Annotated in this window: 31 protein-coding genes and 1 pseudogene; 12 read left to right on the top strand and 20 right to left on the bottom strand. The window is 63.9% G+C overall.

Translation table 11 applies throughout. The features are described 5' to 3' along the window. Both ACREC7_RS01790 and ACREC7_RS01795 read right to left on the bottom strand, forming a co-directional pair. Positions 1–206: pseudogene (locus ACREC7_RS01790) on the bottom strand (DNA-binding response regulator); the annotation flags it as partial. Continuing rightward, positions 203–778, bottom strand: coding sequence for a MarR family winged helix-turn-helix transcriptional regulator (locus tag ACREC7_RS01795; RefSeq protein ID WP_431553974.1), 576 nt, complete (start codon positions 776–778; stop codon positions 203–205). The gene ACREC7_RS01795 and the pseudogene ACREC7_RS01790, both read right to left, overlap by 4 nt. Before the next feature lie 188 nt (positions 779–966). Between ACREC7_RS01795 and ACREC7_RS01800 the strand changes: the two genes are divergently transcribed. The 3 genes from ACREC7_RS01800 to ACREC7_RS01810 all read left to right on the top strand — a co-directional run bounded on the left by ACREC7_RS01800 (position 967) and on the right by ACREC7_RS01810 (position 2,969). Beyond that, positions 967–1,881, top strand: coding sequence for a branched-chain amino acid aminotransferase (locus ACREC7_RS01800; protein ID WP_431553975.1), 915 nt, complete (start codon positions 967–969; stop codon positions 1,879–1,881). A 38-nt stretch (positions 1,882–1,919) separates the two neighbouring features. Continuing rightward, entirely contained in the window at positions 1,920–2,582 is a 663-nt protein-coding gene (gene bluB / locus ACREC7_RS01805) for a 5,6-dimethylbenzimidazole synthase (protein WP_431553976.1), read from the top strand. 63 nt (positions 2,583–2,645) lie between these two features. Further along, on the top strand, positions 2,646–2,969 hold the full coding sequence (locus ACREC7_RS01810) for a hypothetical protein (RefSeq protein WP_431553977.1): 324 nt from the start codon (positions 2,646–2,648) through the stop codon (positions 2,967–2,969). 7 nt (positions 2,970–2,976) lie between these two features. On the opposite strand, the gene ACREC7_RS01815 is transcribed toward ACREC7_RS01810, so the two are convergent. The 5 genes from ACREC7_RS01815 to ACREC7_RS01835 all read right to left on the bottom strand — a co-directional run bounded on the left by ACREC7_RS01815 (position 2,977) and on the right by ACREC7_RS01835 (position 7,146). Beyond that, on the bottom strand, positions 2,977–3,438 hold the full coding sequence (locus ACREC7_RS01815; RefSeq protein ID WP_431554034.1) for a molybdenum cofactor biosynthesis protein MoaE: 462 nt from the start codon (positions 3,436–3,438) through the stop codon (positions 2,977–2,979). A 2-nt stretch (positions 3,439–3,440) separates the two neighbouring features. Next, on the bottom strand, positions 3,441–3,698 hold the full coding sequence (gene moaD / locus ACREC7_RS01820) for a molybdopterin converting factor subunit 1 (RefSeq protein WP_431553978.1): 258 nt from the start codon (positions 3,696–3,698) through the stop codon (positions 3,441–3,443). Continuing rightward, positions 3,698–4,312, bottom strand: coding sequence for a CDP-diacylglycerol--glycerol-3-phosphate 3-phosphatidyltransferase (gene pgsA, locus ACREC7_RS01825; RefSeq protein WP_431553979.1), 615 nt, complete (start codon positions 4,310–4,312; stop codon positions 3,698–3,700). Before pgsA ends, moaD begins: the two co-directional genes overlap by 1 nt. Positions 4,313–4,326: 14 nt before the next feature. After that, positions 4,327–6,243: an excinuclease ABC subunit UvrC gene (uvrC, locus tag ACREC7_RS01830; RefSeq protein ID WP_431553980.1), complete on the bottom strand. Its 1,917-nt coding sequence runs from the start codon at positions 6,241–6,243 to the stop codon at positions 4,327–4,329. Between the two features lie 159 nt (positions 6,244–6,402). Then, positions 6,403–7,146 carry an SDR family oxidoreductase gene (locus ACREC7_RS01835; RefSeq protein WP_431553981.1) on the bottom strand — a complete coding sequence of 248 codons (744 nt, stop codon included), beginning with the start codon at positions 7,144–7,146 and terminating at the stop codon, positions 6,403–6,405. Positions 7,147–7,291: 145 nt separating this feature from the next. Between ACREC7_RS01835 and ACREC7_RS01840 the strand changes: the two genes are divergently transcribed. Beyond that, on the top strand, positions 7,292–7,972 hold the full coding sequence (locus ACREC7_RS01840; protein WP_431553982.1) for a class I SAM-dependent methyltransferase: 681 nt from the start codon (positions 7,292–7,294) through the stop codon (positions 7,970–7,972). Between the two features lie 186 nt (positions 7,973–8,158). Next, on the top strand, positions 8,159–8,848 hold the full coding sequence (locus tag ACREC7_RS01845; protein ID WP_431553983.1) for an outer membrane protein: 690 nt from the start codon (positions 8,159–8,161) through the stop codon (positions 8,846–8,848). A gap of 13 nt (positions 8,849–8,861) precedes the next feature. Here the strand turns inward: ACREC7_RS01845 and ACREC7_RS01850 are convergent, their stop codons facing one another. From ACREC7_RS01850 to ACREC7_RS01870, 5 genes are all read right to left on the bottom strand, one after another. Beyond that, positions 8,862–9,539 (bottom strand): ribonuclease T2 family protein, encoded by a 678-nt coding sequence (locus tag ACREC7_RS01850; RefSeq protein ID WP_431553984.1) that lies wholly within the window; start codon positions 9,537–9,539, stop codon positions 8,862–8,864. Next, a complete protein-coding gene (locus ACREC7_RS01855) occupies positions 9,520–10,947 on the bottom strand; it encodes a M20/M25/M40 family metallo-hydrolase (RefSeq protein WP_431553985.1) in 1,428 nt (475 codons plus the stop codon). The genes ACREC7_RS01850 and ACREC7_RS01855 overlap by 20 nt, the downstream gene beginning before the upstream one ends. 105 nt (positions 10,948–11,052) lie before the next feature. Beyond that, entirely contained in the window at positions 11,053–11,268 is a 216-nt protein-coding gene (locus ACREC7_RS01860) for a cold-shock protein (protein ID WP_431553986.1), read from the bottom strand. Positions 11,269–11,488: 220 nt separating this feature from the next. After that, on the bottom strand, positions 11,489–11,779 hold the full coding sequence (locus ACREC7_RS01865; protein WP_431553987.1) for a hypothetical protein: 291 nt from the start codon (positions 11,777–11,779) through the stop codon (positions 11,489–11,491). A 97-nt stretch (positions 11,780–11,876) separates the two neighbouring features. Next, entirely contained in the window at positions 11,877–12,149 is a 273-nt protein-coding gene (locus ACREC7_RS01870) for a hypothetical protein (protein ID WP_431553988.1), read from the bottom strand. 144 nt (positions 12,150–12,293) lie between these two features. Between ACREC7_RS01870 and ACREC7_RS01875 the strand changes: the two genes are divergently transcribed. Continuing rightward, on the top strand, positions 12,294–12,644 hold the full coding sequence (locus ACREC7_RS01875; RefSeq protein ID WP_431553989.1) for a hypothetical protein: 351 nt from the start codon (positions 12,294–12,296) through the stop codon (positions 12,642–12,644). Positions 12,645–13,044: 400 nt separating this feature from the next. On the opposite strand, the gene ACREC7_RS01880 is transcribed toward ACREC7_RS01875, so the two are convergent. Together ACREC7_RS01880 and ACREC7_RS01885 are read right to left on the bottom strand one after the other, a co-directional pair. Further along, complete coding sequence (locus tag ACREC7_RS01880; protein ID WP_431553990.1) at positions 13,045–13,914, bottom strand: septal ring lytic transglycosylase RlpA family protein; 870 nt, start codon at positions 13,912–13,914, stop codon at positions 13,045–13,047. Between the two features lie 334 nt (positions 13,915–14,248). After that, positions 14,249–14,566: a hypothetical protein gene (locus ACREC7_RS01885; protein WP_431553991.1), complete on the bottom strand. Its 318-nt coding sequence runs from the start codon at positions 14,564–14,566 to the stop codon at positions 14,249–14,251. Between the two features lie 266 nt (positions 14,567–14,832). Here ACREC7_RS01885 and ACREC7_RS01890 point away from each other — a divergent pair, with 266 nt between their 5' ends. The 3 genes from ACREC7_RS01890 (at position 14,833) to ACREC7_RS01900 (ending at position 17,009) form a co-directional block, all read left to right on the top strand. Next, on the top strand, positions 14,833–15,096 hold the full coding sequence (locus ACREC7_RS01890; protein ID WP_431553992.1) for a DUF3072 domain-containing protein: 264 nt from the start codon (positions 14,833–14,835) through the stop codon (positions 15,094–15,096). A gap of 185 nt (positions 15,097–15,281) precedes the next feature. Further along, complete coding sequence (locus ACREC7_RS01895; protein ID WP_431553993.1) at positions 15,282–15,713, top strand: YbhB/YbcL family Raf kinase inhibitor-like protein; 432 nt, start codon at positions 15,282–15,284, stop codon at positions 15,711–15,713. Positions 15,714–15,800: 87 nt separating this feature from the next. Further along, complete coding sequence (locus tag ACREC7_RS01900; RefSeq protein ID WP_431553994.1) at positions 15,801–17,009, top strand: lytic murein transglycosylase; 1,209 nt, start codon at positions 15,801–15,803, stop codon at positions 17,007–17,009. A 17-nt stretch (positions 17,010–17,026) separates the two neighbouring features. Here the strand turns inward: ACREC7_RS01900 and ACREC7_RS01905 are convergent, their stop codons facing one another. Continuing rightward, on the bottom strand, positions 17,027–17,449 hold the full coding sequence (locus ACREC7_RS01905; protein ID WP_431553995.1) for a nuclear transport factor 2 family protein: 423 nt from the start codon (positions 17,447–17,449) through the stop codon (positions 17,027–17,029). A 236-nt stretch (positions 17,450–17,685) separates the two neighbouring features. Here ACREC7_RS01905 and ACREC7_RS01910 point away from each other — a divergent pair, with 236 nt between their 5' ends. After that, a complete protein-coding gene (locus tag ACREC7_RS01910; RefSeq protein WP_431553996.1) occupies positions 17,686–17,994 on the top strand; it encodes a hypothetical protein in 309 nt (102 codons plus the stop codon). A gap of 61 nt (positions 17,995–18,055) precedes the next feature. Here ACREC7_RS01910 and uvrB read toward each other — a convergent pair whose 3' ends face one another. Further along, complete coding sequence (uvrB, locus tag ACREC7_RS01915) at positions 18,056–20,356, bottom strand: excinuclease ABC subunit UvrB (protein ID WP_431554035.1); 2,301 nt, start codon at positions 20,354–20,356, stop codon at positions 18,056–18,058. A 238-nt stretch (positions 20,357–20,594) separates the two neighbouring features. Between uvrB and ACREC7_RS01920 the strand changes: the two genes are divergently transcribed. Then, entirely contained in the window at positions 20,595–20,843 is a 249-nt protein-coding gene (locus ACREC7_RS01920) for a hypothetical protein (RefSeq protein WP_431553997.1), read from the top strand. Between the two features lie 89 nt (positions 20,844–20,932). Here the strand turns inward: ACREC7_RS01920 and ACREC7_RS01925 are convergent, their stop codons facing one another. The 3 genes from ACREC7_RS01925 to ACREC7_RS01935 all read right to left on the bottom strand — a co-directional run bounded on the left by ACREC7_RS01925 (position 20,933) and on the right by ACREC7_RS01935 (position 21,937). Beyond that, positions 20,933–21,319, bottom strand: a complete 387-nt coding sequence (locus tag ACREC7_RS01925; protein ID WP_431553998.1) for a hypothetical protein — start codon at positions 21,317–21,319, stop codon at positions 20,933–20,935. 211 nt (positions 21,320–21,530) lie between these two features. Further along, positions 21,531–21,710 carry a DUF3775 domain-containing protein gene (locus ACREC7_RS01930; protein WP_431554036.1) on the bottom strand — a complete coding sequence of 60 codons (180 nt, stop codon included), beginning with the start codon at positions 21,708–21,710 and terminating at the stop codon, positions 21,531–21,533. Next, positions 21,710–21,937, bottom strand: coding sequence for a hypothetical protein (locus tag ACREC7_RS01935; protein WP_431553999.1), 228 nt, complete (start codon positions 21,935–21,937; stop codon positions 21,710–21,712). The genes ACREC7_RS01930 and ACREC7_RS01935 overlap by 1 nt, the downstream gene beginning before the upstream one ends. 106 nt (positions 21,938–22,043) lie before the next feature. On the opposite strand from ACREC7_RS01935, the gene ACREC7_RS01940 reads away from it, so the two are divergent. Next, positions 22,044–22,421, top strand: coding sequence for a DMT family protein (locus ACREC7_RS01940; protein WP_431554000.1), 378 nt, complete (start codon positions 22,044–22,046; stop codon positions 22,419–22,421). 60 nt (positions 22,422–22,481) lie between these two features. Here ACREC7_RS01940 and ACREC7_RS01945 read toward each other — a convergent pair whose 3' ends face one another. Next, positions 22,482–22,652 carry a hypothetical protein gene (locus ACREC7_RS01945; protein ID WP_431554001.1) on the bottom strand — a complete coding sequence of 57 codons (171 nt, stop codon included), beginning with the start codon at positions 22,650–22,652 and terminating at the stop codon, positions 22,482–22,484. Between the last annotated feature and the right edge of the window lie 44 nt (positions 22,653–22,696).

Consider the following 22,696-nt stretch of genomic DNA (forward strand, 5'->3'; position numbering starts at 1 on the left):
GGGATGAGCAAGTCGAAGGAAAGGCTGCGCATGGTCGCCCGCGCCGTTGCCGCGTCGATGGCGGTGGTGACGCGGAACCCATGTTCCTGGAGGTAGCGGGCGAGCAGGTCGCGGATGCGGCTGTCGTCGTCGATAACGAGAATATGGGGACAGTTATCGTCGGGCGCCTTGCTGCGATGCAGTTTGATCGTAGCTGGCATCGTCATGGCACCTCCGCGTTCCCGTCGCTGTCAGGGACCGGCGATGAGGACATGATGGAGGAGACTTTGGGCCGTTCTTCGGCATTGATCATCGCTTGCAGGAAGCGGCGAACCACACTATCGGCCCCCGGGCCGGCGGCTTTCAGCGCTTCGGCGAGGCGGATGAGCTGCGGCGCCGCGAGACGCTTGAGCAGCGCACGGCCGGAAGCGGTCGGATAGAGGAGGCGCTCGCGCCGATCTGCGCTTCCCGCCCGCTGCACGATATAGCCTTTGTCGATCAGCTGTTTCAGCACGCGGCCGAGGCTTTGCTTGGTGATCTTCAGCACGTCGAGTAGGTCGGCGACGCGCAAGCCAGAGTGGCGGGTGACGAAGTGCAAGACGCGATGATGGGCGCGGCCGAAGCCGAAGTCCCTCAAAATCGCGTCAGGGTCGCGGGTGAAGTCGCGATAGGCGAAGAACAGCAATTCGGCGTAGGCCAGCAACTCCGCGTCGGGGCGGCGCAAGGGCTTGCTCGGCGCGGCGGCGGTGCGACGCTTGGCGTCCAACGGCTCCGACAGCGGGTCATTTATGTCAGTCATGTTGACTTAATTTTTGGGCTGCGTTAGAGCTTCATTTATGTCAGTCATATTGACTTAATTCCGGCATTGATACTCCCCGGCGCGGCCTTGCGCAATTCTTGTGCAGGGCATCTCCGGGGCATAATAAAGCCCCTCATTCGGGCTGGCTTCAGCCGGAGGCCCTTGGTCTAGGAGGGGAGCAGGTTCTAATGGCAGCGGCACCTCAGCCATACGATCAGCGCGACGGCTTCATCTGGATGAATGGCGAGCTCATCCCATGGCGCGACGCGCGGGTGCACCTCCTGACCCATGCGCTGCATTACGGAAGCGCCGTGTTCGAGGGCGAGCGCGTCTATGACGGCGAGATTTTCAAGCTCACCGAGCACAGCCAGCGCCTGCACGAATCCGCCAAGGGCCTCGACTTCGAGATTCCTTATTCAGTCGCCGAGATCGATCAAGCCTGCCGCGATGCGGTTCACGCCAACAGGCTGGTCGACGGCTATGTGCGTCCGCTTGCCTGGCGCGGTAGCGAGCAGATGGGCGTCGCGGCGCAGGCGACCAAGATCAACCTCGCCATCGCCGTCTGGGATTGGGGCTCCTATTTCGATCCGTCGGCGCGCGCCAAAGGCTTGCGCCTGACCATCGCGGAATATCGCAGGCCTGACCCGCGCACGGCGCCGACCAAGAGCAAGGCGGCAGGCCTCTACATGATCTGCACCATAGAGAAGCACCGCGCCGAACGGGCGGGCTATGCCGATGCGCTGATGCTCGACTGGCGTGGACAGATCGCAGAGGCCACCGGGGCCAACATCTTCTTCGTCAAGGACGGCGTGCTGCATACACCGCTTCCCGATTGCTTCCTCGACGGCATCACTAGGCGCACGGTCATTGGGCTCGCCAAGCAGCGGGGCTTGAAGGTGATCGAGCGCGCCATCATGCCGGAGGAGATGACGGATTTCTCCGAATGCTTCATCACCGGCACCGCGGCAGAGGTCACGCCGGTGTCGGAGATCGGGCCCTATCGCTTCACCATTGGCGACATCACGCGCACCCTGATGGACGATTATTCCGCGCTGGTGCATCGGGCCAAGGCTGGGACCGCCAAGATTGCTGCCGTAGGCTAGCTCCGCCGGCAGACGGCGATCCGTGCTAGGGTTGCCCGATGGAAGCGAAGCTCGACGACCACACGTGTCATCCGGATTTCGATCCTGCATTCCGCGACCGGTTGCGGACCTTGCTCGCCTGGCGCCGCGATGTCAGGCGCTTCAGGCGCGAGCCGTTGCCGCAAGTCACCATCGAGCGGCTGATCGGCATCGCTTGCCTGTCGCCCTCGGTGGGCTTGAGCGAGCCCTGGCGTTTCGTCATCGTCGAGGATCAAGCGCGCCGCGCCGCCATCCGCGCCTGCTTCGAGCACTGCAATCAAGATGCGCTGCGCCTGCAGGAGTCTGATCGCGCTTCACTCTATGCGCGGCTGAAACTCTCGGGCCTCGATGACGCTCCGTGTCAGATCGCTGTGTTCGCCGACCGGGCGACGGCGCAGGGCCATGGGCTCGGCCGCCTGACCATGCCGGCGACGCTCGATTATTCGGTGGCCATCGCCATCCACACGCTGTGGCTTGCGGCGCGGGCGGAAGGCATCGGGGTCGGCTGGGTGTCGATCCTCGACCCGGCGAGAGTGGCCGAGATCCTCGACGTGCCGAAAGACTGGACCTTTATCGGCCATCTTTGCATCGGCTATCCGGAAGAAGACGCAGATTTGCCGGCCTTGCAGCGTCAGGGCTGGGAGCAGCGCCAGCCTTCGGCGGGTGTCGTAATCTATCGCTGAGGCTTGAATCGCCGCCGATCAAGTTGCACTCTGTCGGTCGATGCACCGTAGGGGGAGGGGCGCATGCGCAAATCTGTGGTTGGGCTGGTCCTTGCATTGCTGCTTGCGGCTGTGCTCGGCGCCGCGCCGGTGAGCGATGCCAAGGCAGGTGCGGCGATGGCGGGCGGTGCCGGCGCTCTTCAGCATCAGACTCTGGTGCAGCCGGTCCTCGTCTGGCGCGATTGCCAGAGGATCGCCCGCTGCTATGGCTGCCGTCCCGTCTATCACTGCCGGACGTGCAGCTATCAGCGCCAGTGCCCGCGGCGCGGACCTTGCCAATGGGGCGATGTCTGTGTGTGGGGGCCGTATGTTCCGCTCGCGCCGCGCGGGGTGCCGATCACGCAGTAGCTTTCTTTCACTCAGCGGCGTGCTTGGGCTTGTCCCAGCGCGTGGTTGTAACCTCATCGCGGGCGTCGGCCTCGACCCAGCGGCTTCCTTGCGGTCCGCTCTCGCGCTTCCAGAACGGGGCGCGGGTCTTGAGATAATCCATGAGGAACTCGGCGGCGCGGAAGGCGGCTTCGCGATGTTCGGATGCGGTCAGCACCAGCACGATGTTGTCGCCGGGGCGAAGCGTTCCGGTGCGGTGCACGATGAGGCAGTCTTGCATAGGCCAGCGCGAACGAGCCTCGGCTTCGATGCGCTGCAACTCCGCTTCGGTCATGCCGGGATAATGCTCGAGCGTCATCTCATCGACAGCGCCGGCTTGATCGCGCACCGTGCCGACAAAGGCGACGATGGCGCCGATGTCGCGTCGTCCGGCCTTCAGCTTCGCGATCTCGGCGCCGACGTCGAAGTCCTGTTGCTGGACTCTGATCACCACTAGCCTCCGGTCACCGGCGGGAAGAAGGCGATCTCACGCGCGGCGCCGATCGCAGCGTCGTGGCGCACATGGGCCCGGTCGATTGCCGCCCTGATGACTTCGGAGCGGGCAAAGGCATGGTCGAATTCGGGGCCGCGCGTCTTGAGCCAGGTCATGAGCTCGGAGACGGTGGTAACGTGCGCCGGAATGTCCACCTCTTCGGCGGCCACGCCGGTCTTCTCCTTGACCCAGGCAAAATAAAGGAGCCGCGTGCTCATCACTCCTCCTCGGCGGTGACGTGGCGGATGGCGGCGCGGAGATAGTCGTAGCCGGTATAGAGGGTGAGCAGAGCCGCGATCCACAAGAGCGTTAGACCAAACGGCGTGGTGTAGGGCCAGATCTTGTCGCCGGCGCTGCCGGCGAGGAGAAAGCCGATCGCCACCATCTGCACCACCGTCTTCCATTTGGCGAGGCGCGTCACCGGAACGCCGACGGCAAGCGAGCCGAGAAATTCGCGCAAGCCCGACACCAGGATCTCGCGGCAGAGGATGATCACGCCAGCCCACAGCGACCAGCCGGCGATGGTTTGATCGGCCGCGAGCATGAGCAGAGCCGCCGATACGATCAACTTGTCGGCGATAGGGTCGAGCATGCGGCCGATGGCGCTTTGCTGCTGCCAGGCGCGGGCGAGATAGCCGTCGAGAAAATCGCTGACGCCGGCGGCAATGAAGATCCACATGGCCGTCCAGCGCCCCCAGTCGCCGGTGGCGAAGAAGCAGGCTACGAGTGCCGGGATGGCAATGATCCGGCCATAGGTGAGGAGGTTGGGCAGGCTCCAGTAGCCTCTGGCGGAGGCGCGCGGCGCGGCCGGTGACGCTCCACCCTGAACCATGCCGGAGTCCATGGTCAACGCGCCCCCTCGTGGAAGTGGTCGTAGATCACTTTGGCCATTTGCGCGCTGATGCCGCCGACCGCGGCGAGGTCGGCGATGCCAGCACGGCTTACGGCCTTGGCCGAGCCGAAATGCTGAAGCAGCGCGCGCTTGCGGGTCGGCCCGATGCCAGGCACCTCGTCGAGCGGAGAGGTCTGCATCGCCTTCTTGCGTCGCGCGCGGTGAGCACCGATGGCAAAGCGGTGCGCCTCATCGCGAAGCTTCTGGATGCAATAGAGCACGGGGTCGCGCGGCTCGAGCAGCAAAGGTTCGCGCCCCTTCAGATAGATGCGTTCGCGCCCGGCGTTGCGGTCGGGGCCTTTGGCCACCGCCGCGAGCTTGATCTCGGAAAGCCCGAGCTCGTCGAGCACGCTTGACGCCGCGGAAAGCTGCCCAGGGCCGCCGTCGATCAGCACGAGATCGGGCGCGGCCCAGCCATTGGCGGGATCCTTGTCCCGCGCGAGCTTGCTGAAGCGCCGTGTCAGCATCTCCCGCATCATGGCGTAATCGTCCCCGGGGGCAAGGTCTTCCGAGCGAATGTTGAACTTCCGATATTGATTGCGAATGAACCCTTCAAGGCCGGCCACGATCATGGCGCCGACCGGATTGGTGCCGGAAATGTGGCTATTATCGAAGACTTCGATGCGTTCGGGCGTATCCTCGAGGTCAAACAGTTCGGCGAGCCGCGCGAAGATCGCCGTTTGCGATGAAGATTCCGCCAGACGGCGGGCCAAGGCCTCGCGCGCGTTGACCAGGGCATGGGTCACGAGCTCGCGCTTTTCGCCCCGCTGCGGCGCCTCGACCCTGATCCTGTGGCCGGCGCGGAGCGACAAGGCCTCGCCGAGCAATCGCCGGCCGGCGATCTCGTGGGACAGCAATACGAGCTTGGGCGGCGGCTTGTCGTCGTAGAACTGCGCCACGAAGGATTCGAGCACTTCTTCGACAGAGAGAGTTTTGTCGGCGCGGGGGAAATAGGCGCGATTGCCCCAATTGTTGCCGGTGCGGAAGAAGAACACCTGGATCGCCGTCTGTCCCGCCTCCTGGTGCGCGGCGAACACGTCAGCGTCCTTCACGCTCACAGGATTGATGCCTTGATGCGACTGCACGTTGCTGAGCGCGGTCAAGCGATCGCGGAAGCTCGCCGCGCGCTCGTAATCCTGCTTCAGGCTCGCATCGTCCATGAGCTTGTGCATGCGCCGCTTCACCTCGTCGCTCTCGCCGGTGAGGAAACCGAGCGCCTCATCCACAAGCGCCGCATAATCGGCTTCCGAGATTTCGCCGGTGCAGGGCGCGCTGCAGCGTTTGATCTGGAACAACAGGCACGGCCGGAGGCGGCTTTCGAAATAGCCATCCGAGCAAGACCGCAGCAGGAAAGCGCGCTGTAGCGTGTTGATGGTGCGGCCGACCGCGCCGGCAGAGGCAAACGGACCGAAATAATCGCCCTCGCGGCCCCGCGCGCCGCGATGCTTCAGGATCTGCGGGAAGGCGTGGTCACGGGCGATGAGGATGAAGGGGAAGGACTTGTCGTCCCTGAGCACCACGTTGTAGCGGGGCTTGAGCCGCTTGATGAGATTGGCCTCGAGCAGCAGAGCCTCGGTCTCCGTGGGCGTGGTGACGAACTCCATGCTCGCCGTGTTGGCGATCATGGCGGCGATGCGATTGTTGTGGCTTCCCGCCCGCGCATAGCTCTGCACGCGCTTCTTCAGCCCGCGTGCCTTGCCGACATAAAGAACCTCGCCGGCGGCATCGATCATGCGGTAGACGCCGGGGCCGCCTGGCGCGGTCTTGGCGTGACGGGCGATGACGGACCGACCGGTCTCGATCCCGCTCATTGCCTTGCGGGCGCGGAACATGAGCGAAGGATTGGCGCTGTCGGGTTTCTCTTGGGACATGGGCGTAAGGTGAAGTATGGCCTTCGGGCCGGCAGCTTCAAGGCCCTGGCTTCATGCTTCGAGACGCGCCCTGGGGGCGCTCCTCAGCATGAGGATGCGCCCTCACCCTGAGGAGGGCCGAAGGCCCGTCTCGGAGGGTGAGGGGAACGCAAGGCATTGTCATCGCCAGGCAAGGTGCTGGCCGCTATCGAGCGCGATCATCTGTCCGGTCACCGAAGGGCTATCGAGCAGAAAACGCACGGCGCCGCATACCTCCTCCACAGTGGCGGCACGGCCAAGCGGCGCTGCGCGGCACTCGCGCTCGAAGTCGGCCTGACTTTGCCGCCGGCTCGGGAGCACAGGTCCGGGGCCGATCGCATTGACGCGAATGCGTGGGGCGAGCGCCTGGGCAAGCGTGCGCGTTGCCGTCCACAGCGCGGACTTGGCGATGGTATAGGAGAAGAACTCAGGAGTGAGACGCCAGACGCGCTGATCGATCATGTTGATCACGCATCCAGACGCGTCCTTCGGCAACGTTCGGGCGAAGGCCTGGGTGAGAAAAATCGGAGCGCGGAGGTTGACGTCGATCTCGGACTGCCAGGCCGCCCAGTCGAGCGTATCAATCGAATCCCGCTCGAACCGCGCGGCATTGTTGATGAGACAAATGGGAGGCCCGAGTTCCTCGGCGCAAGACTGAACCAGTCCTCGAAGCTGATCCTCGCGGGTGAGATCGGCGGGGAGCGCAACCGCCTTCGAGCCGAGACGCTCGATCTCTTCGACGAGACTTTGTGCCTCGGCGCCGGAGGTGTGGTGATGCACGCCAATGTCCCAGCCGCGCTTGGCCAAGTCGAGCGCGATGGCGCGGCCAAGCCGGAGCGCGGCTCCGGTCACAAGCGCGGTCGCGTGGTTTTGCGTTTCGGGCATGATGGTTTTGATGTGGGGCTAGCAGGCTCGGGCGATTCGCCGCCGACTATACTTCCGGGTTGCGTTTGAACAACCTACGAAGATCGGGAGTTCGCGGCAGACGGCGCCTTCTTTTTTGCGTAAAGGCGGTGTCGTAGGTTCCATCATGGCTCAAGATCAAGCGGGAGACAGCGGCGCGCCTAACGCCGCCGCGATCGAGGCGGCGCACGCCATCTACACGCCGCTCATGCTCTCCTTCTACGACCGCCTGGTCCATGGACTCTCAAACCGTTTCGCTTGGCGTTGTCCGACGGAGCGGATGCTTGAGCTCTACCGCAGCAACCTCTCCTCCCGCCATCTCGAGGCGGGGGTTGGCACGGGCTTCTTCATCGACCGGGCCGATCGGGGAGAGTTCGAGCAGCTTACCCTTCTCGACATCAATCGACATTGCCTGGCGCGGTCAGCGCGAAGACTCGCGCGTTACCAGCCGCTGCTCTGCGAGGCGAACCTGCTCGCACCCATCGCCATCGAGCTCGAACCGGCAGACAGCATCGGGCTCACCTACGTGCTGCATTGTCTGCCAGGCCGCATGGCCGAGAAACTGATAGTAATCGACCACTTGCGGCCGCTCATGAGCAAGGGCGCCGTGCTGTTCGGGGCGACGATCCTCGGCCGCGGGATCGAGCCGAACGGCGCCGCGCGATTTCTGCTGCGGCTCTACAATGCGAAGGGCGTGTTCAACAATCTCGATGACGACGTCGAGGCGCTCAGCAATGGTCTCAAGCGGCGCTTCGAACTCGTGGAAATCGAGACGAAAGGATGCGTCGCGCTGTTCCGGGCATGTTGAGCGGTCCGGCGCGGCCGCCCCCGGATGGCCACTAACTCGCCGTTAACCATACAGACTTTCGCCCCACTGGCTGGTTAACGCTTGGTAAGGGTACTCCCATACCCTGGGACCGCGAGCGCTTGGCCGGGCGCAATTCAGGCGCCGACGCGGTTATGGACCGAGCCTCAGATCGTGAGGGAGTCTGTTTTGCGCACACGATGTGACCAGGCTTTGGTCTTCGCCGCCGCGTTAGCGGTCGGCGCCGCGGTCTCTAGCCCCGTGCTCAGTGCCGACGTCATCAATGGCGGCCCTCCGCCGCTTCTTTACGAGACGCCGCCCGTAACACAGGATCTCTTCGCCGGCTGGTGGATCGGCGGCACGCTCGGCGGCGCCACTGCCAATTTCGATTTCTCTCCGTCGAGCGTCGCGATTGAGTCGAGCGGCGTGCTTGGCGGCATTACCGGCGGCTATAATTGGCAGAATGGGCCGATCGTGATCGGGCTTGAGGGCGACGTGCTTGGCGCCGGGATCAGCGGCAGCGGCCGCTTCAATAGCGGCGCCAATGCCGCCAATCCGGATATCGACGCCATGGCGAACTTGCGCTTGCGCGCCGGAGTCACCGTGGTGCCGCAAGTGATGCTGTTCGTCACCGGGGGCGGGGCCTGGGCCGATGTCGATCTGCCGGTGAACGGACCTGGTGGCGGCTCCGGGAACGGAACGTTCTTCGGCTGGAGCGTCGGTGGTGGTGCCGAAGTCGCGTTCAGCCCGAATTGGAGCGCGCGCTTCGACTATCAATTTACCGACTTCGATTCCGATACCGTGTCCTATCCCGGCGGCGACGTGAAATACGATCCTGACGTCAACACCTATCGCGGCTCTCTGATCTACCGCTTCTAGTTTCGGCCGGGGTTCAGCGGCGCGGCGCCGCGGGCACGGTCACCCTTTCCAAGCGGCAAACGCGATTCTCTTCATTGGGTCCGCAAGCCTTCGGAAACAGGTCGCGGCCGAAGCAGATACGCACGTCGAGCAGATTTTGCCCGCGGCAGCTCACCACGATCATGTTCGGCTTGAGCCAAGCATTGGCTTTGAGGAATTCGCCCTCGATCTCCTGCTGGCTGAGCGTGAGCCGGCCGTCGGTGCCGGAGAATCGCTCGGGGATTCTGACCCGCTCGTAGAGGTCGCGTGCCAGCCCAAAGTACTGATCGGGCTCGAGGCCTGAACAGGTACCGTGGGTGCGGTATTCGTGGATGATCAGGTTCTTGCTCGGCATGATGTCGCGCAAATCGTCGATCACCGATTGCGGCACCCATGGGCGCTTCGGCGTTCGGCAATCCTCCGGCCATCCGTTGACGTTCTGCGGCCACAGCCCGTGCAGGGTGAAGGCATGGGCCCCTTCGGCATCGCATTCCCGGTCGTGCCGCTGTCTTCCTTCGGTCGCGCAGTAAGACGGCGTCCAGCCGAGCACCAGGACGTAGTAATCGAAGCGTCCTGGCTCCGCCCCTCGTCGGGCGATCGCCTGGCTCAATGCCAGCGCGGCAATCAGACAGAGGCAGAAGAGACAGGTGAGCCTAAGCCTTGCGGTTGCCATCGATCGCGCCGAGTTCGTCCAAGAGTCTCGCCCAGCTCCTGGCGCCCTTAGTGAAGCTCTTCACATTATACTTCTCGTTCGGCGCATGGATGCGGTCGTCGTCGAGCGCGAAGCCGATCAGCAGAGAGTCCATGGCGAGCCGCGAGCGGAACGACTCGACGATGGGGATCGACGCGCCGCAACCGATGATGACCGCCGGCTTGCCCCATTCTTGCTCGAGTGCGCTCGCGGCCGCCTGGAAAATGGGAGCAGACGTGTCGAAGCCGACCGCGGGCGAGCCTCCCTCGCCGGCGTAGGTGACGGTGCAATCGGCAGGGAGCCGCTCGGCGATGAAGCGATGCAGGCCATCGAGGATCTGGGCCGGCTGTTGATTGGGCACGAGCCGGAAGGAAAGCTTGGCGGTGGCGTGCGACGGGATGACGGTCTTGGTGCCGGGGCCGGTATAGCCGCCGAAGATGCCGTTGATCTCCGCGGTAGGCCGCGACCAGAGCTGCTCGATCACGCTCATGCCTTCTTCGCCGGCAGGGGTCGTCAGTCCGACCGCGCCGAGGAAGGCGGCGACGTCGAAGTCGAGCGCGCCCCATTGCGCAAGCTGTGCGAGGTGAGGGGTGACCACGCCCTCGTAGAAGCCGGGCAGCGTCACCCGCCCGCTTGCGTCGTGCATGTCGGCCAGAAGATTGGCGAGCACGCGGATGGGATTGCGCGCAGGCCCGCCATAGATGCCGGAGTGCAGGTCGCGCGACGGCCCGGTCACGGTGATCTCGGAGAAAGCCAGCCCACGCAGGAAGGCGGTGATGGCGGGCGTGTCGGCGTCCAACTGCCCGGTGTCGCAGACGAGGCAAATATCGGCCTTGAGCTCTTCGCCGTAGCTGTCGAGGAAGGAGGGGAGGCTTGGGCTGCCGGACTCCTCTTCGCCTTCGAGCAGGACCGTCACGTCGACCGGCAAGCGCCCATGCACGGCAAGCCAGGAGCGGCAAGCTTCGAGAAAGGTCATCACCTGCCCCTTATCGTCCGAGGCTCCGCGAGCGACGATCACCTCGCCGGCATGGGGATCCTCGGCGAGGCGCGGCGCGAAGGGTGGGGCGGTCCACTCCTGCAAGGGATCCGGCGGCTGCACGTCATAGTGGCCGTAGAACAGCACGCGCAACGGCGAACCTGAGCCGTGCCAATGGCCGACGACCATCGGCTTTCCGGCCGTCTTCTCGACCCGGGCCTGAAAGCCGATCTCGCGAAGGGCGTTGGCGCACCATTCGGCGGCGGCGGCGCAGGCCGGGTGATAAGCGGGATCGGTGGAGACGCTTGGGATGGCCAAGAATTGGAACAGCCGGTCGAGCGCTCCCTGCCGCTCGGTGGCGAGGCGATCGAGCACGCGCGCTAGGTCAGTCTGCGATGTGCGCGGTTGGTTCACTGCCGTCTCTCACCGTTCGGTGCCGGCACAACGGTTCGGTCCCGCAAGTGTGGCACGGGCCACGGGTGAGGGCGGCAGGTTTCGGTTGCCTGAGTTGTCGGGAGGTTATTCGCTGAGCTGCACGTTGACGGCTTGAGGACCTTTGCCACGGCGATCCGGCTCGGTTTCGAAGGTCACGCGCTGGCCTTCGTCGACGGCTGGTAGACCTGACCGCTGCAAAGCAGAGATGTGCAGGAACACGTCCTTGCCGCCGTCGTCCGGTGTGATAAAGCCAAAACCACGCGAATGATTGAAAAACTTGACCGTTCCGGTCTGGCGCATGGGAAGCTCCTCCCCCTTCAAATGATCCGCATGCCAATAGAATTGCGGACCAGATTACGCAACTCCAAAGACGGGGAAAGCAACCGCGATGCCTCACCGAGCGCACCGGGCCAATCTTCACCCGAACTCAACGCAAAGCGCCCCACTCTATGGTCGCGAGCCCGCCAAGTGCAAGGCCCATCTAGCTATTCGCGGGCGCGCGGCGAGAGGGATGACGCGGTTAGTTCGGATAGGGATCGTGGAGGGGAGGGCCGTTCAACGACTCAGGTGGGAAGTCGAAATGCGGCCCGAAATCTTTCGGCGCGGGCGGCATCTCGGGAAGTCCCCACACATCGCTCAAGGTCATCGAATAGCCGCCGACAGCAGGACCGGGAACGACGTTGAGCGTGCCAGGCCTGATGCGCGGCGACTGCTGAGCCTGCGCCAGATCGCCAGGCCAACCGAATAAGAAGCCGGCCGTCAGCAGAGCAGCCAGGGGGAGAAGCCGAGAAGGGGCGTTGCACTTGAACATGGCAAACAAGAATCCCTGGTTGATCCGAATCGGCTTCAGCCTAGCTTTCTACAAGCTACCATCATGTCACTGGCCGCCGATAGCGGCGATTTGAGCGTCATGGGCAGACGACCGCCGAGGTGGTGCACACGAACCCGCCAGGCGGCCCCTTTTGGCAGTTGGTCGAGCTGTTCTTGACCTTGCCGCGCAGGCTGGCAGCCCTTTGCGTGAGCTTGACGGCTGCCTTGGTGGTCGCAGTGGCCGGATCCGGCCCACGCCCCTTCACCGTCACCGGCACGCAGGTTCCCGCCAGCGCCGGTTCTGCAACGACGGCGAACGCGGCGACGGCGCTCAATAGAACGCCCGCGATCGAGACTTTATTCATGATCATGGCGCCCCCAGTCGGATGTACCCGTCCTTAGGGGCAAACCTTCGCCGAGGACGTGCAAACAAAGAGCGCGCCAGCCTTGCCCTTGCTGCAAGAGGTCGGAGCGTGTCCGGTGTGCACCGTCGCGAGTTTGTTCTTGTGAGCCCAATGACTGATGTTGTGCATCAATTTGGCCTGCGACCGCTTGGAAGCCGCAGCCTCGCCAAGGCCGCGGGCCTTGGCCGATACAAGGACGCAGCCTCCGGCTTCAACCGGCTGCGAAACAGCGGCAAACGCAACGATGACGCCCAAGGCGACCCCGGCAATCACAATTTTACGGATCATGACTATCCCCCAGATTTCCAACTAACCCCGCTTCCGGGCGACTATGCAGTCTTTTCGCCAAGTTGCCCAGCAGATTCCGTCTCGCACGAGCGCTCCTACATCACCTTCACGATCCCATGTTATAAGTATTTGCGAGCCTTTCAGTTTGATTTGTCGTCTAATGAGCTGTTCTGAATCGGCTCGCCGAGCTGCCGAGGCGGCGATGCGCAAACGGAGGACGTAGGATGAAGCCTATCCGACTGATAACGCTAGGAATTATTGCGGCTGGGACGATCATCGGTGCAGTCGGCGCCTTCGCCGCGCCGGCACCCACCCCCGCAATGCCAGAGGCAAATAGCTCGCTCGTGACCCCAGCCTACTATTGTTGCTGGTGGTCCTATGGGTACAAGCATTGCTCTTATAATTGCGGCGGGAGGACATACTATCGGCCCTACCGTTACCGGTACCGCTACTAGCGGCAGTCGTCCGGACGACTACTAGCCGAAATCAGCCGAACGCCGGGCCCCGTCGCCCGGCGTTCGCGCAGCTTGCGATGGACGGCCCGAGGGTGCCGCCCATCATTCTTTGCCAGGGGTCAATTGACGAAGCTCGCGCTGCGCACAAAGGCCCCATAGGGGTTGGCGGAGGATGCCAGAGTGATGCCCCTGGACGGGTCCCTGCGTCTCTTGCCAAACTCTCTGGAAGCAACCGCGACTGCCCTGCGCGCATTCGAGCGCGAGGCGTAAGTCTTGCGCGAGGCACGAGAGGCGACGCGCTCGAGGTCACGCGTCGACTTCATCAGCCCCGCGACGCTGCGCTTTTCGCTCTTGGCCGTGCTCTTGCCGGCTGACGCGATCACGATCTTCGCAGGCTTGCGGGATGCCTTTGCGATCTTGTTGAACTTGCTGCGGGATGCGCTTGCAACCTTGGTGGGCTTGCTGGACGCGGCGGCGACCTTGAGCGGCTTGCTAGCAGGGACGCCTTCCATCTTGGCGGACCTGACGACCGCCGTGCTGTCTGCCTTGGCGTCGCCAGAGGCGTCCCCCATCTTCGTAGTGGCGGTTGCGACCTCGACGAGGGCGCCCGACGAGCTTGCGATCTCAGGCGAGCCGCCGCCAGAGGTGCTGACCCTGACCTGCGCCGTGCCAGAGCCAAGCATGCCGAGACTGGACGCGGCGGCCTTGGACACGTCGATGATCCGCCCGGCTACGAAAGGTCCCCGGTCATTGATCCGCACGACCACCGAGTGGCCGTTGCTGAGGTTCTCCACCAGAACCTTGGTGCCGAAGGGCAGCGAGCGATGTGCCGCGGTCATTTCGCTAGGGTTCATCATTTCGCCGCTCGCCGTGCGTGAATGCAGGGCGTACCAGGACGCATGCCCGACCTGCTCAGCCTGAGCCAGCCCGGGTAGCAAAAGGACGCCGATGACGCCCATGGCAACGATGTTGGCGCGCATTTTGAACATGCGTTGAGCTCCTATTCGATTGTCTTGGGTTTGAAGGTGACCGACGACGAATCAAGCCGGTCTGCACGCATCAGTGCTGGCCGCTAACCTACGGCGGACCAAGGCGAAAAATCGGCTTCGTCTGGGTAATTGAAGGGCGATTTAGGGGCGCGGTGATTAATGTTACCGGGCTGCCCAGCGCCATCGGACGCCTGCGGCTGCGCGGCATTCCCTGTGGCCGCTCGGCGGGGAGACAGCAAAAAGGCGCCAGCACCTTGAGCTCGCGCCTCCACAGGGGCCACTCAATCACATGCGCGGGCGGGGACCTTTCCCGCGCCATGCGACGGCAGCAGGGTTAACGACCGGGCGCGTAGGAGTCGGGACCGTAGCCGGCGCAAGATCCCTTTAACCGGGAATCATAGCCGATGGTCTGGCAGATGTAGACCTTGGTAAGAGGATCGTTGTGGACCTGAGCAGCCGTGACTTTCGACCCATAGCTCCGTGCCACGAAGGCGATCTGCTCTTCCTCGCAATAGGGGGTGGCGATCAATCCATATTTGGTGACCTGAAAATTGCCGCGGCATTGGATCCGCGCCTCGGCCGGCTCCGTCAGCATCGTAGTCAGCGCGACCGCTGCGCACCCCGCCAACCCTGCCCGCAGAAATCCGCTCATCGTTTCCTCCTCGAATCGGCTCTTGGTCATTCCCCCCTGCCTCCAGTCTGACTGACTGAGGAACTCGCCTCAACGGTGATTTGGGGGCCGCTCATCGGTCTAGTTTGAAACCCGCGAGGGGCATGTAGTCGCTGAGTGGTGCACTTGCCACAGGCGCTGATGAATCCTGCTCAATCCTTGATCAAACCCCGCCTAATCATTGCCCTTTTTCGCGATTACCTGTATGGCATTGGAAACTACAAGGAATGGGCTGGGGCAGGAGCGAGATGCAAAAGAAAAAGACAGCAGAGACGCAGGTTCAGCAAGAGCTGAGCACAGAACCGTCGACGACCTTCATGAACCGGGTCAGCTGGGTGCTGGAGCGGGAGCCGATGACCGGCGCGCAGGCCGCCTCGCTTAGGCGCCTTGCCGAGGAGATCAGGGAGCCGCACGCATTCGATGCAGGCTTGAGCAAGAGCGAGGCCGCACGGCGCATCGAGCGGTTGCAGGAAAGACTTAGGCTCGGCGAGCTTCCGCCCCACACGGACTAGCTTTCCTGCGCTTGTTTCGCGGGGGAGTTAGGCTGTGCAAGACCTTGGCGAGTATCCGATCCCGGTCCACGCAGTTTGTTGTTGCTCTGGTGCTGACCTTCGGCGCTGGCGCGCTGTCTATCGAAGGAGCTGATGCAGCCTTGGCTCTGACGCTCACCTCTCCCGCTTTCAAGTCTGGCGCTGTCATGCCTTCGCGATATAGCTGCGAGGGCGAAGACATGTCGCCACCACTCGCCTGGGACGGTGTGCCGGCGGGGACCAAGAGCCTCGCGCTCGTTCTCGACGATCCGGATGCGCCAGATCCGAAGGCGCCGAAGCGCGTCTGGGTGCACTGGGTGCTCTACAATATCCCGCCTGAGGCGAAGGGGCTTGCCGAGAATGCCGACAAAGGCGGATTGCCCGGCGGCACCGTCCGCGGCGTTACGGATTTTCGCAAGGCCGAATACAGAGGACCGTGTCCACCGATCGGACGGCATCGCTATTTCCACAAACTCTATGCGCTCGACACCACGCTCGACCTCGCTCACGCAACGAAAGCCGAGCTCGAGGCGGCCATGAAAGGCCACGTCGTGGCGCAGGCCGAACTGATCGGCACCTACCAGAAAGGCGATCGCTGAGTGGCGGCGGTCGTGTCTCTTCCCTTGACCGAGGCTTTCCTCTTCGCTTCAAGTGCGGGCAAGGCAGGACATCAGAGGGGAGCCACCATGCGGAATTTCGTTTGCGCGGGCGCTGGCGTTGCGATGCTGATTGCGGCAACGAGCCCGGCTTTTGCGGCAGCCTGCGCGGGGCCTGCGGGATTCGGCGCTTGGGTGCAAGGCTTCAAGAAGGAAGCCGTCGCGCAAGGCATCTCGGCGCAGGTCGTTTCCGAGGCACTCGACGGGGTGACCTACGATCCATCCGTAATCGCCAAGGACCGTGGCCAGTCGGTGTTCGCGCAGACCTACCTGCAATTCTCCGATCGCATGGTCAGCGGCAATCGTCTTTCGGTTGGATCGAGCTTGCTGAAAAAAAATGCGGGGACCTTCGCCCAGATCCAGCAGAAATATGGCGTGCCGGGTCCGGTCCTAGTCGGCTTCTGGGGATTGGAGACCGATTTCGGCAAAGTGATGGGCAATATGGAGACGCTCCGCTCCCTTGCCACGCTGGCCTATGATTGCCGGCGGCCCGACGAGTTCAGAGAGCAGCTGCTCGACGCGCTCCGCGTGATTCAGCGCGGCGACCTCGCGCCGGTGGAGATGCGCGGACCCTGGGCCGGCGAGGTCGGCCAATTCCAGTTCGTGCCGAGCGTCTATTGGAAATATGCGGTCGACTTCGACGGCAGCGGCCGGCGCGATCTCATCCATAACACGCCCGACGCGCTCGCCTCGGCCGCCAATTATCTCGATGGGCTCGGCTGGCAGCCGGGCCAGCCCTGGCTAGAGGAAGTCCGCGTGCCAGCCGAGATGGATTGGAGCCAGGCCGACGTCACCATCAAGAAGCCGCGCAGCTATTGGGCACAGGCAGGCGTGACCTCGCGGAGCGGCAAGCCGCTGCCGGCCGACAGCATGCCGTCGTCTCTCGTGCTGCCGATGGGCCGCCATGGCCCCGCCTTCCTCGCCTATCCGAATTTCGACGTCTATCTTCAATGGAACCAGTCCTTGGTTTACTCGCTCACCGCAGGGTATTACGCGACGCGGCTTGCCGGCGCGCCCGCACTCAGCCGCGGCAGCGGCGAGGTCGAGACCTTGCCGCTCGCGCAGGCGAAGCAGGTGCAGCAGCTTCTCGCCAAGCGCGGCTATGATGTCGGCAAGATCGACGGCGTGATCGGCGCCGCGACGCGCAATGCCATCAGGGAGATGCAGGTGAAATACGGCCTGCCCGCCGACGGCTATCCGACAATGGAACTGCTCGCCGCGTTGCAGGGGCAGAGGTAGGGGGCTGTCTCCTCACCTCATGCCGGGTGGGCGCCGGCGTGGGCCGTGACGAAGGCCTGCATGCGCGCGATGTCGTGGTATTCGGTGAGCTTCACCGGCCAGCCGTCTTCCAGTGTCCAGAAATTCGCCTTGGTCGATTCGAACGGCGCGCCGGTTTGCCGGTGGCGATAGTGGATTGGCACTTCGACGGCGGCGCGGTTCTTGTCGATCAGAAGTTCGCTCGTGTCGAAGACCACGAAGTCGAACTGTTGCACGATGAGCTGCAAGCGCTCGAGCGCCTCCTTCTTGCCGCGGCGGGCTCCGCCCATAGGGTTCAGGTCGACTGGAATGTGGATCACGTGACAGAAGTCGTCGGGCAGATAGGTTGCCAGCCAGTCGAGATTCTGCGCCCGCCAAGCGTCGTAAATGTCGCCAAGGATCGCCCGCACCGTCTTCGCCATGATCCCCCTCCATGGTCCCCCGATGAATCAACGCTAACACGCGCTTAGGCCAGCGGCATCATAATTCGGTCTGCCCACGGATGATCTCCTCGCAACGGTCGCACGGAAAGCGGGCAGAACGGCAAAACGCTCCGGATGTGACGGTTTGTCTGTGGTAGAGTCACGCCGCGGTCCCTGGAGGGCCGCGTCGAGGCGATGGATGCGCGGCGGCATCCTAACCGGGAGGAGGGAGTGCCATGGAAGGGACTTTGGTCAATCTCATCATTCAGCTCATAGCCGGGGCCATCGGCGGCACGGCCGCAGGCAGCGCGCTAAAGGATCTCAGCATGGGCAAGGCCGGCGACGCCATCAGCGGGGCGGTCGGCGGCGGCGTTGTCGGTCAGATCTTGGCGGCCGTGCTTGGCGGGGCGGCGGCTCCTGATGCCGCCGCCGCGGCGAGCGGATTGGACATTGGCGGCATCGTCAAGGATTTAGTCGGCGGAGGCGTGGGCGGCGCGGTGGTGATGGCCATTATCGGTGCCATCCGCAACGCCATGGCGAAATAGCCGAGGCTCGTCGGAGCGTAATTCTGGGTCTCGCGCCTCGTCGTGCGAATCGGACGCAACGCTAGCGGGGCTTGTGGCTCTTCTGGCGCAGTGCCCGCGTGCCAGGTTTGCCGGCCTTCGAACGTCCGCCCGATTTGCGGAGCGCGGCGAGGGGGATCTCGCGATTGTGCGGACCCATCTCGTCGAGGCTCGGCTTGTGAGGGCGACTTATATTTGCGCTACTGGGCTCCGCGCTACTTGAGCGCATCTGCTCGAGCTCGCTCTGGCGCGCGAGCGGATCGTCGGCGATGGCAAGCTCCATCTGGCGCAGGCGCTTGACCTCGTCGCGGAGCCGCGCGGCTTCCTCGAATTCGAGATCGGCCGCGGCAGCGCGCATGCGCTTCTCCATGTCGGCGATGACGCTTTCGAGATTGTGCCCGATCAGCGCCTGGTCTTCCTCGCCGAATCCCACGCCGGCATCGACCAGAACGTGGTCGCGCTCATAGACCGAAGCCATGATGTCGCCGATGTGCTTCTTGATGCTTTCAGGGGTGATGCCGTTGGCCTCGTTCCACGCGGTCTGCTTCTCGCGGCGGCGGTTGGTCTCGGCCATGGCGCGCTCCATCGATCCGGTGATGCCGTCGGCATAGAGGATCACCCGGCCGTCGATATTGCGCGCGGCGCGGCCGATGGTCTGGATCAGCGAGGTTTCGGAGCGCAGGAAGCCTTCCTTGTCGGCATCGAGAATGGCCACCAGCGCGCATTCCGGAATATCGAGACCCTCGCGCAGCAAATTGATGCCGATGAGGACGTCGAAGGCGCCGAGTCGGAGATCGCGGATGATCTCGATGCGCTCGAGCGTTTCCACGTCGGAATGCATGTAGCGCACGCGCATGCCCTGCTCGTGCATGTATTCGGTGAGGTCCTCGGCCATGCGCTTGGTCAGTGTGGTGACCAGCACGCGATAGCCTTGCGCCACCACTTTGCGCGCCTCGTCGATCAGATCGTCGACCTGCGTCGAGGCTGGACGCACCTCGACCGGCGGGTCGATCAGGCCGGTGGGGCGGATCACCTGCTCGGCGAAAGCGCCTTGCGTCTGCTCCAGCTCCCAGCCGCTCGGTGTGGCCGAGACGTAGATGGTCTGCGGCCGCATGGCGTCCCATTCCTCGAAGCGGAGCGGCCGATTGTCCATGCAGGAAGGGAGGCGGAAGCCATATTCGGCGAGCGTCGATTTGCGCCGGTAGTCGCCGCGGAACATGCCGCCGATCTGCGGGATGGTGACGTGGCTCTCATCGACGAACACGAGCGCGTTGTCGGGCAGATATTCGAACAGGGTCGGCGGCGGTTCGCCGGGTTTGCGGCCGGTGAGATAGCGCGAATAGTTTTCGATGCCGGCGCAAGAGCCCGTCGCCTCCATCATCTCCAGATCGAACAGCGTGCGCTGCTCGAGCCGCTGCTGCTCCAGCAGACGGCCGGCTCGGTTCAGTTCGTCGAGCCGCTGCTTCAACTCCTCCTTGATGCCGCGCACCGCCTGTTTCAGCGTCGGCTTCGGCGTCACATAGTGGGAGTTGGCGTAGACCTTGACCATGCTGAACTCGTCGGTCTTGGCTCCGGTCAGAGGATCGAACTCGGTGAGGCTCTCAGCCACGTCGCCGAACAGCGAGATGCGCCAAGCGCGATCCTCCAAATGCGCGGGCCACAGCTCGATGGTGTCACCGCGCACGCGGAACGAGCCGCGGGCGAAGTTCATGTCGTTGCGCCGATAGTGCAGGGCGACCAGGTCGGCGATCAGCTGGCGCTGCTCTATTCTGTCGCCGCGCTTCAAGGAGAAAGTCATCGCCGTATAGGTCTCGACCGAGCCGATACCGTAGATGCACGACACGCTCGCCACGATGATCACGTCGTCGCGCTCGATCAAAGCGCGCGTCGCGGCGTGGCGCATGCGGTCGATCTGCTCGTTGATGGAGGAGTCCTTCTCGATATAGGTGTCGGTGCGCGGGATATAGGCCTCTGGCTGGTAGTAATCGTAATAGGAGACGAAATACTCGACCGCGTTGTCCGGGAAGAAGCTCTTGAACTCGCCATAGAGCTGAGCGGCGAGCGTCTTGTTGGGGGCGAGCACCAGCGCCGGACGCTGGGTCGCCTCGATGACCTTGGCCATGGTGAAGGTCTTGCCGGAGCCGGTGACGCCGAGCAGCACCTGGTCGCGCTCTTGCGCGTTGGCCTGGGCCACCAGCTCGGTGATGGCCTGAGGCTGATCGCCCTTCGGCGAAAGCTCGGATTGAATGTGCAAGGGCACGCCGCCCTCGCTCTTGTCGGGGCGTGGCGGGCGGTGCGGGGTGAAGGGCGCAGCCTCGCCGGTCACCAACGGGTGCTCTTGCATCAGCGGCTGCGCCGCCTCGCCGAAACCAGGCGGTCGGCGGTCGGCGCCGAGCGGCAGGCCGGTCGAGGGCAGGCCGGTGGCCTCGCCCGTGACGGCGCGCGGCTCGGCGCGCGAGCCAAAAGTCTTCGGTCCACGATAGGGCATTGCCGGAATATGGCGGCGGCGAGGGGACTTGGCTAGGGCCCGGCCCCCTCCGTTGGCCGTTACTTCGGCCACGCGGGTGATGGATTGGAAGCCGTTGCAGACGATCGCGCTGCAGATGGCGTTGTTGCCGATCGTGCAGGTTCGGCGTCTGCAGTCCGATCTCTCAACTCAAGGCTTCGGTGCAGTGCAGTATAGCCAGTTTGCAGGCGCGCGACCCCCGGATTTTGCAGACTCTTTTGCCACCGGCAGCACCAAGTCGACTGAGCGTTCGGCGAGACGCACCATGCGCCCGCCACAATGCCGCTTTCTGCTGCGATCGTCGTATAATGAAAAAAACAATTGACTCGTCGCGCGGGACGGCAAGCTTGGACCTGTAAAGAATGATTCGTGCATGCACGCGCCCGCTGTCGGCGGCCGCCTGCGCGCAGTAGATCAGAATCGGAGCAGAACCATGGCTACGAGAACGAGTGGGAAGAAGCGCTCAACGACCAAGAAAACGAGTGCACGCAAGACCACCCGCCGCGCGAGCGCCGCGCGGGCGGGCGCGAAGAAGACCAGCGCCAAGAAAAAGGCCCCGGCGCGCAAGAAGGCCGCGGCACGCAAGCCTGCCGCGCGAAAGACCGCGGCCCGCAAGGCGCCTGCGAAGCGCGCAGCGGCGAAGAAGCCGGCAGCGAAACGCGCCGCGCCGAAGAAGAAAGCCGCAGCGAAGAAGCCGACAGTGGCAGCACCGAAACCGATGGCCCCGGCGGCAAAACCGGCCGCGCCAGCGCCCCAACCGGCGCCGCGACCCATGGCGCAGCCTGCAATGGCAACGCCCACGGCTCCGCGTCCTGCCGCTCCCATGGGCGGTGGAGCAACGCCGCAGCGTCCTGCCGGCGGCATGGCTACGTCCGGGCCATCCTCCGGCGGTGGTATGCCGAGCTCAAGTCCAAGCCCAAGCGCGCAACCTTATCGGCCGTCCTGGGCGCGAGACGACGACGACATGTAGTTGCATGGGGAGGGGCGGCCACGCGCCGGCCCTCCCTTATGGTCATCCGGTCTCGCCGGCGAGGCCGCCGAGGTTCAGCCGTTCCGTGCCGTCGAGCCAATGCTCGGCGAGCTGCGGGTGGTCGAGCAGATAGTTCTCGGTCGGCACCTCGCGGCGCTCGAAGGCACGCGCCACAAGGTCGTTCCACTCTTCAGGCTCGCCGTCGCCGCGTCCGAGCCACATCAGGGCCACGAGCTCGGCCCGCTGGCGGGGCGTAGCCCCTGAATCTCCTCGATCACCTCCTCGCGGCTCAGATCTCCCTCCTCGTCCTGCAGTGCGCCGAGCGGGATATCGTCGTCGATGGGATTGGAGCCGTCGTTGGGGAGGTCAGTGTCCTCCTTGGCCATGAAGGATCGCACCTTGACGATCAGGTGACGGAGATAATCAGGGTCGATGGAAAGCTCGGCCATTTGGCCTTTACTCCGGTTTGACGCTCACAGACGTTATGTCCTATTCGCGAATGCCGCTAACCCAGTCTATCCCAGTGCGGGGTCCCACCATCCGCATGAGGGTCAAATGTCCCTTGCTTCCGAACTGATCAAGCCGGGCCTTTGGCCCTATGTTGCGCCGATCATTATGCTCTTCTGCTCGAATCTGTTCATGACCTTTGCGTGGTACGGCCACCTGAAATTCAAGGCGGTGCCGCTGGTCATTGTCGTGTTGGTGAGTTGGGGCATCGCCTTCGTCGAATATTGCTTCGCGGTGCCCGCCAACAGGATTGGCAGCGCGGTTTATTCGCCGGCCAAGCTCAAGACGATCCAGGAGGTGATTACGCTGATCGTGTTCGCCGGCTTCACCGCGACTTATTTCAACGAGCCGCTGAGCTGGACGCAAGCCTCGGGCTTTGCCCTGATCGCACTCGGCGCCGTGCTCGTGTTCCATGGGCAGGCCTGAGTGAGGCGGCCGCACCCCCGATCTCCGCACGAGGATGCCGCCCGGAGCGTCGCGCCGGAACTACACGCCCCGGAAGACGTTTCCCACCGCCAGGATGATATAGGCGATGATGGCCACCCAAAAGGCATTGGCGCTGATCAAGGGAATTGTGGCAAACGTGCCGATGATGGCGAGCACCGCCAAAATCAGCGAAATGATGAAAACCGCGGTCGTCGGCGGTGACAAATTCATCTCCAGCCCTCCCCTCTTATTGACGGGCGAAATGTAATCGGTTT

Source organism: Methyloceanibacter sp. (genome assembly GCF_050728395.1).
Taxonomy (GTDB): Bacteria; Pseudomonadota; Alphaproteobacteria; order Rhizobiales; family Methyloligellaceae; genus Methyloceanibacter.

Excerpts from the sequence above, each read along its gene's own strand:
- ACREC7_RS01865 (WP_431553987.1), bottom strand. The coding sequence starts at position 11,779 with ATGTTCAAGTGCAACGCCCCTTCTCGGCTTCTCCCCCTGGCTGCTCTG.
- ACREC7_RS01875 (WP_431553989.1), top strand. The coding sequence starts at position 12,294 with ATGACTGATGTTGTGCATCAATTTGGCCTGCGACCGCTTGGAAGCCGC.
- ACREC7_RS01795 (WP_431553974.1), bottom strand. The coding sequence starts at position 778 with ATGACTGACATAAATGACCCGCTGTCGGAGCCGTTGGACGCCAAGCGT.
- pgsA (WP_431553979.1), bottom strand. The coding sequence starts at position 4,312 with ATGGTTCAGGGTGGAGCGTCACCGGCCGCGCCGCGCGCCTCCGCCAGA.
- ACREC7_RS01880 (WP_431553990.1), bottom strand. The coding sequence starts at position 13,914 with ATGTTCAAAATGCGCGCCAACATCGTTGCCATGGGCGTCATCGGCGTC.
- ACREC7_RS01870 (WP_431553988.1), bottom strand. The coding sequence starts at position 12,149 with ATGATCATGAATAAAGTCTCGATCGCGGGCGTTCTATTGAGCGCCGTC.
- ACREC7_RS01860 (WP_431553986.1), bottom strand. The coding sequence starts at position 11,268 with ATGCGCCAGACCGGAACGGTCAAGTTTTTCAATCATTCGCGTGGTTTT.
- ACREC7_RS01940 (WP_431554000.1), top strand. The coding sequence starts at position 22,044 with ATGTCCCTTGCTTCCGAACTGATCAAGCCGGGCCTTTGGCCCTATGTT.
- ACREC7_RS01895 (WP_431553993.1), top strand. The coding sequence starts at position 15,282 with ATGCCTTCGCGATATAGCTGCGAGGGCGAAGACATGTCGCCACCACTC.
- ACREC7_RS01810 (WP_431553977.1), top strand. The coding sequence starts at position 2,646 with ATGCGCAAATCTGTGGTTGGGCTGGTCCTTGCATTGCTGCTTGCGGCT.
- ACREC7_RS01900 (WP_431553994.1), top strand. The coding sequence starts at position 15,801 with ATGCGGAATTTCGTTTGCGCGGGCGCTGGCGTTGCGATGCTGATTGCG.
- ACREC7_RS01890 (WP_431553992.1), top strand. The coding sequence starts at position 14,833 with ATGCAAAAGAAAAAGACAGCAGAGACGCAGGTTCAGCAAGAGCTGAGC.
- ACREC7_RS01930 (WP_431554036.1), bottom strand. The coding sequence starts at position 21,710 with ATGTGGCTCGGACGCGGCGACGGCGAGCCTGAAGAGTGGAACGACCTT.
- ACREC7_RS01905 (WP_431553995.1), bottom strand. The coding sequence starts at position 17,449 with ATGGCGAAGACGGTGCGGGCGATCCTTGGCGACATTTACGACGCTTGG.
- uvrC (WP_431553980.1), bottom strand. The coding sequence starts at position 6,243 with ATGTCCCAAGAGAAACCCGACAGCGCCAATCCTTCGCTCATGTTCCGC.
- ACREC7_RS01945 (WP_431554001.1), bottom strand. The coding sequence starts at position 22,652 with ATGAATTTGTCACCGCCGACGACCGCGGTTTTCATCATTTCGCTGATT.
- ACREC7_RS01885 (WP_431553991.1), bottom strand. The coding sequence starts at position 14,566 with ATGAGCGGATTTCTGCGGGCAGGGTTGGCGGGGTGCGCAGCGGTCGCG.
- moaD (WP_431553978.1), bottom strand. The coding sequence starts at position 3,698 with ATGAGCACGCGGCTCCTTTATTTTGCCTGGGTCAAGGAGAAGACCGGC.
- ACREC7_RS01800 (WP_431553975.1), top strand. The coding sequence starts at position 967 with ATGGCAGCGGCACCTCAGCCATACGATCAGCGCGACGGCTTCATCTGG.
- ACREC7_RS01910 (WP_431553996.1), top strand. The coding sequence starts at position 17,686 with ATGGAAGGGACTTTGGTCAATCTCATCATTCAGCTCATAGCCGGGGCC.
- ACREC7_RS01850 (WP_431553984.1), bottom strand. The coding sequence starts at position 9,539 with ATGGCAACCGCAAGGCTTAGGCTCACCTGTCTCTTCTGCCTCTGTCTG.
- ACREC7_RS01835 (WP_431553981.1), bottom strand. The coding sequence starts at position 7,146 with ATGCCCGAAACGCAAAACCACGCGACCGCGCTTGTGACCGGAGCCGCG.
- ACREC7_RS01935 (WP_431553999.1), bottom strand. The coding sequence starts at position 21,937 with ATGGCCGAGCTTTCCATCGACCCTGATTATCTCCGTCACCTGATCGTC.
- ACREC7_RS01840 (WP_431553982.1), top strand. The coding sequence starts at position 7,292 with ATGGCTCAAGATCAAGCGGGAGACAGCGGCGCGCCTAACGCCGCCGCG.
- uvrB (WP_431554035.1), bottom strand. The coding sequence starts at position 20,356 with ATGCAAGAGCACCCGTTGGTGACCGGCGAGGCTGCGCCCTTCACCCCG.
- bluB (WP_431553976.1), top strand. The coding sequence starts at position 1,920 with ATGGAAGCGAAGCTCGACGACCACACGTGTCATCCGGATTTCGATCCT.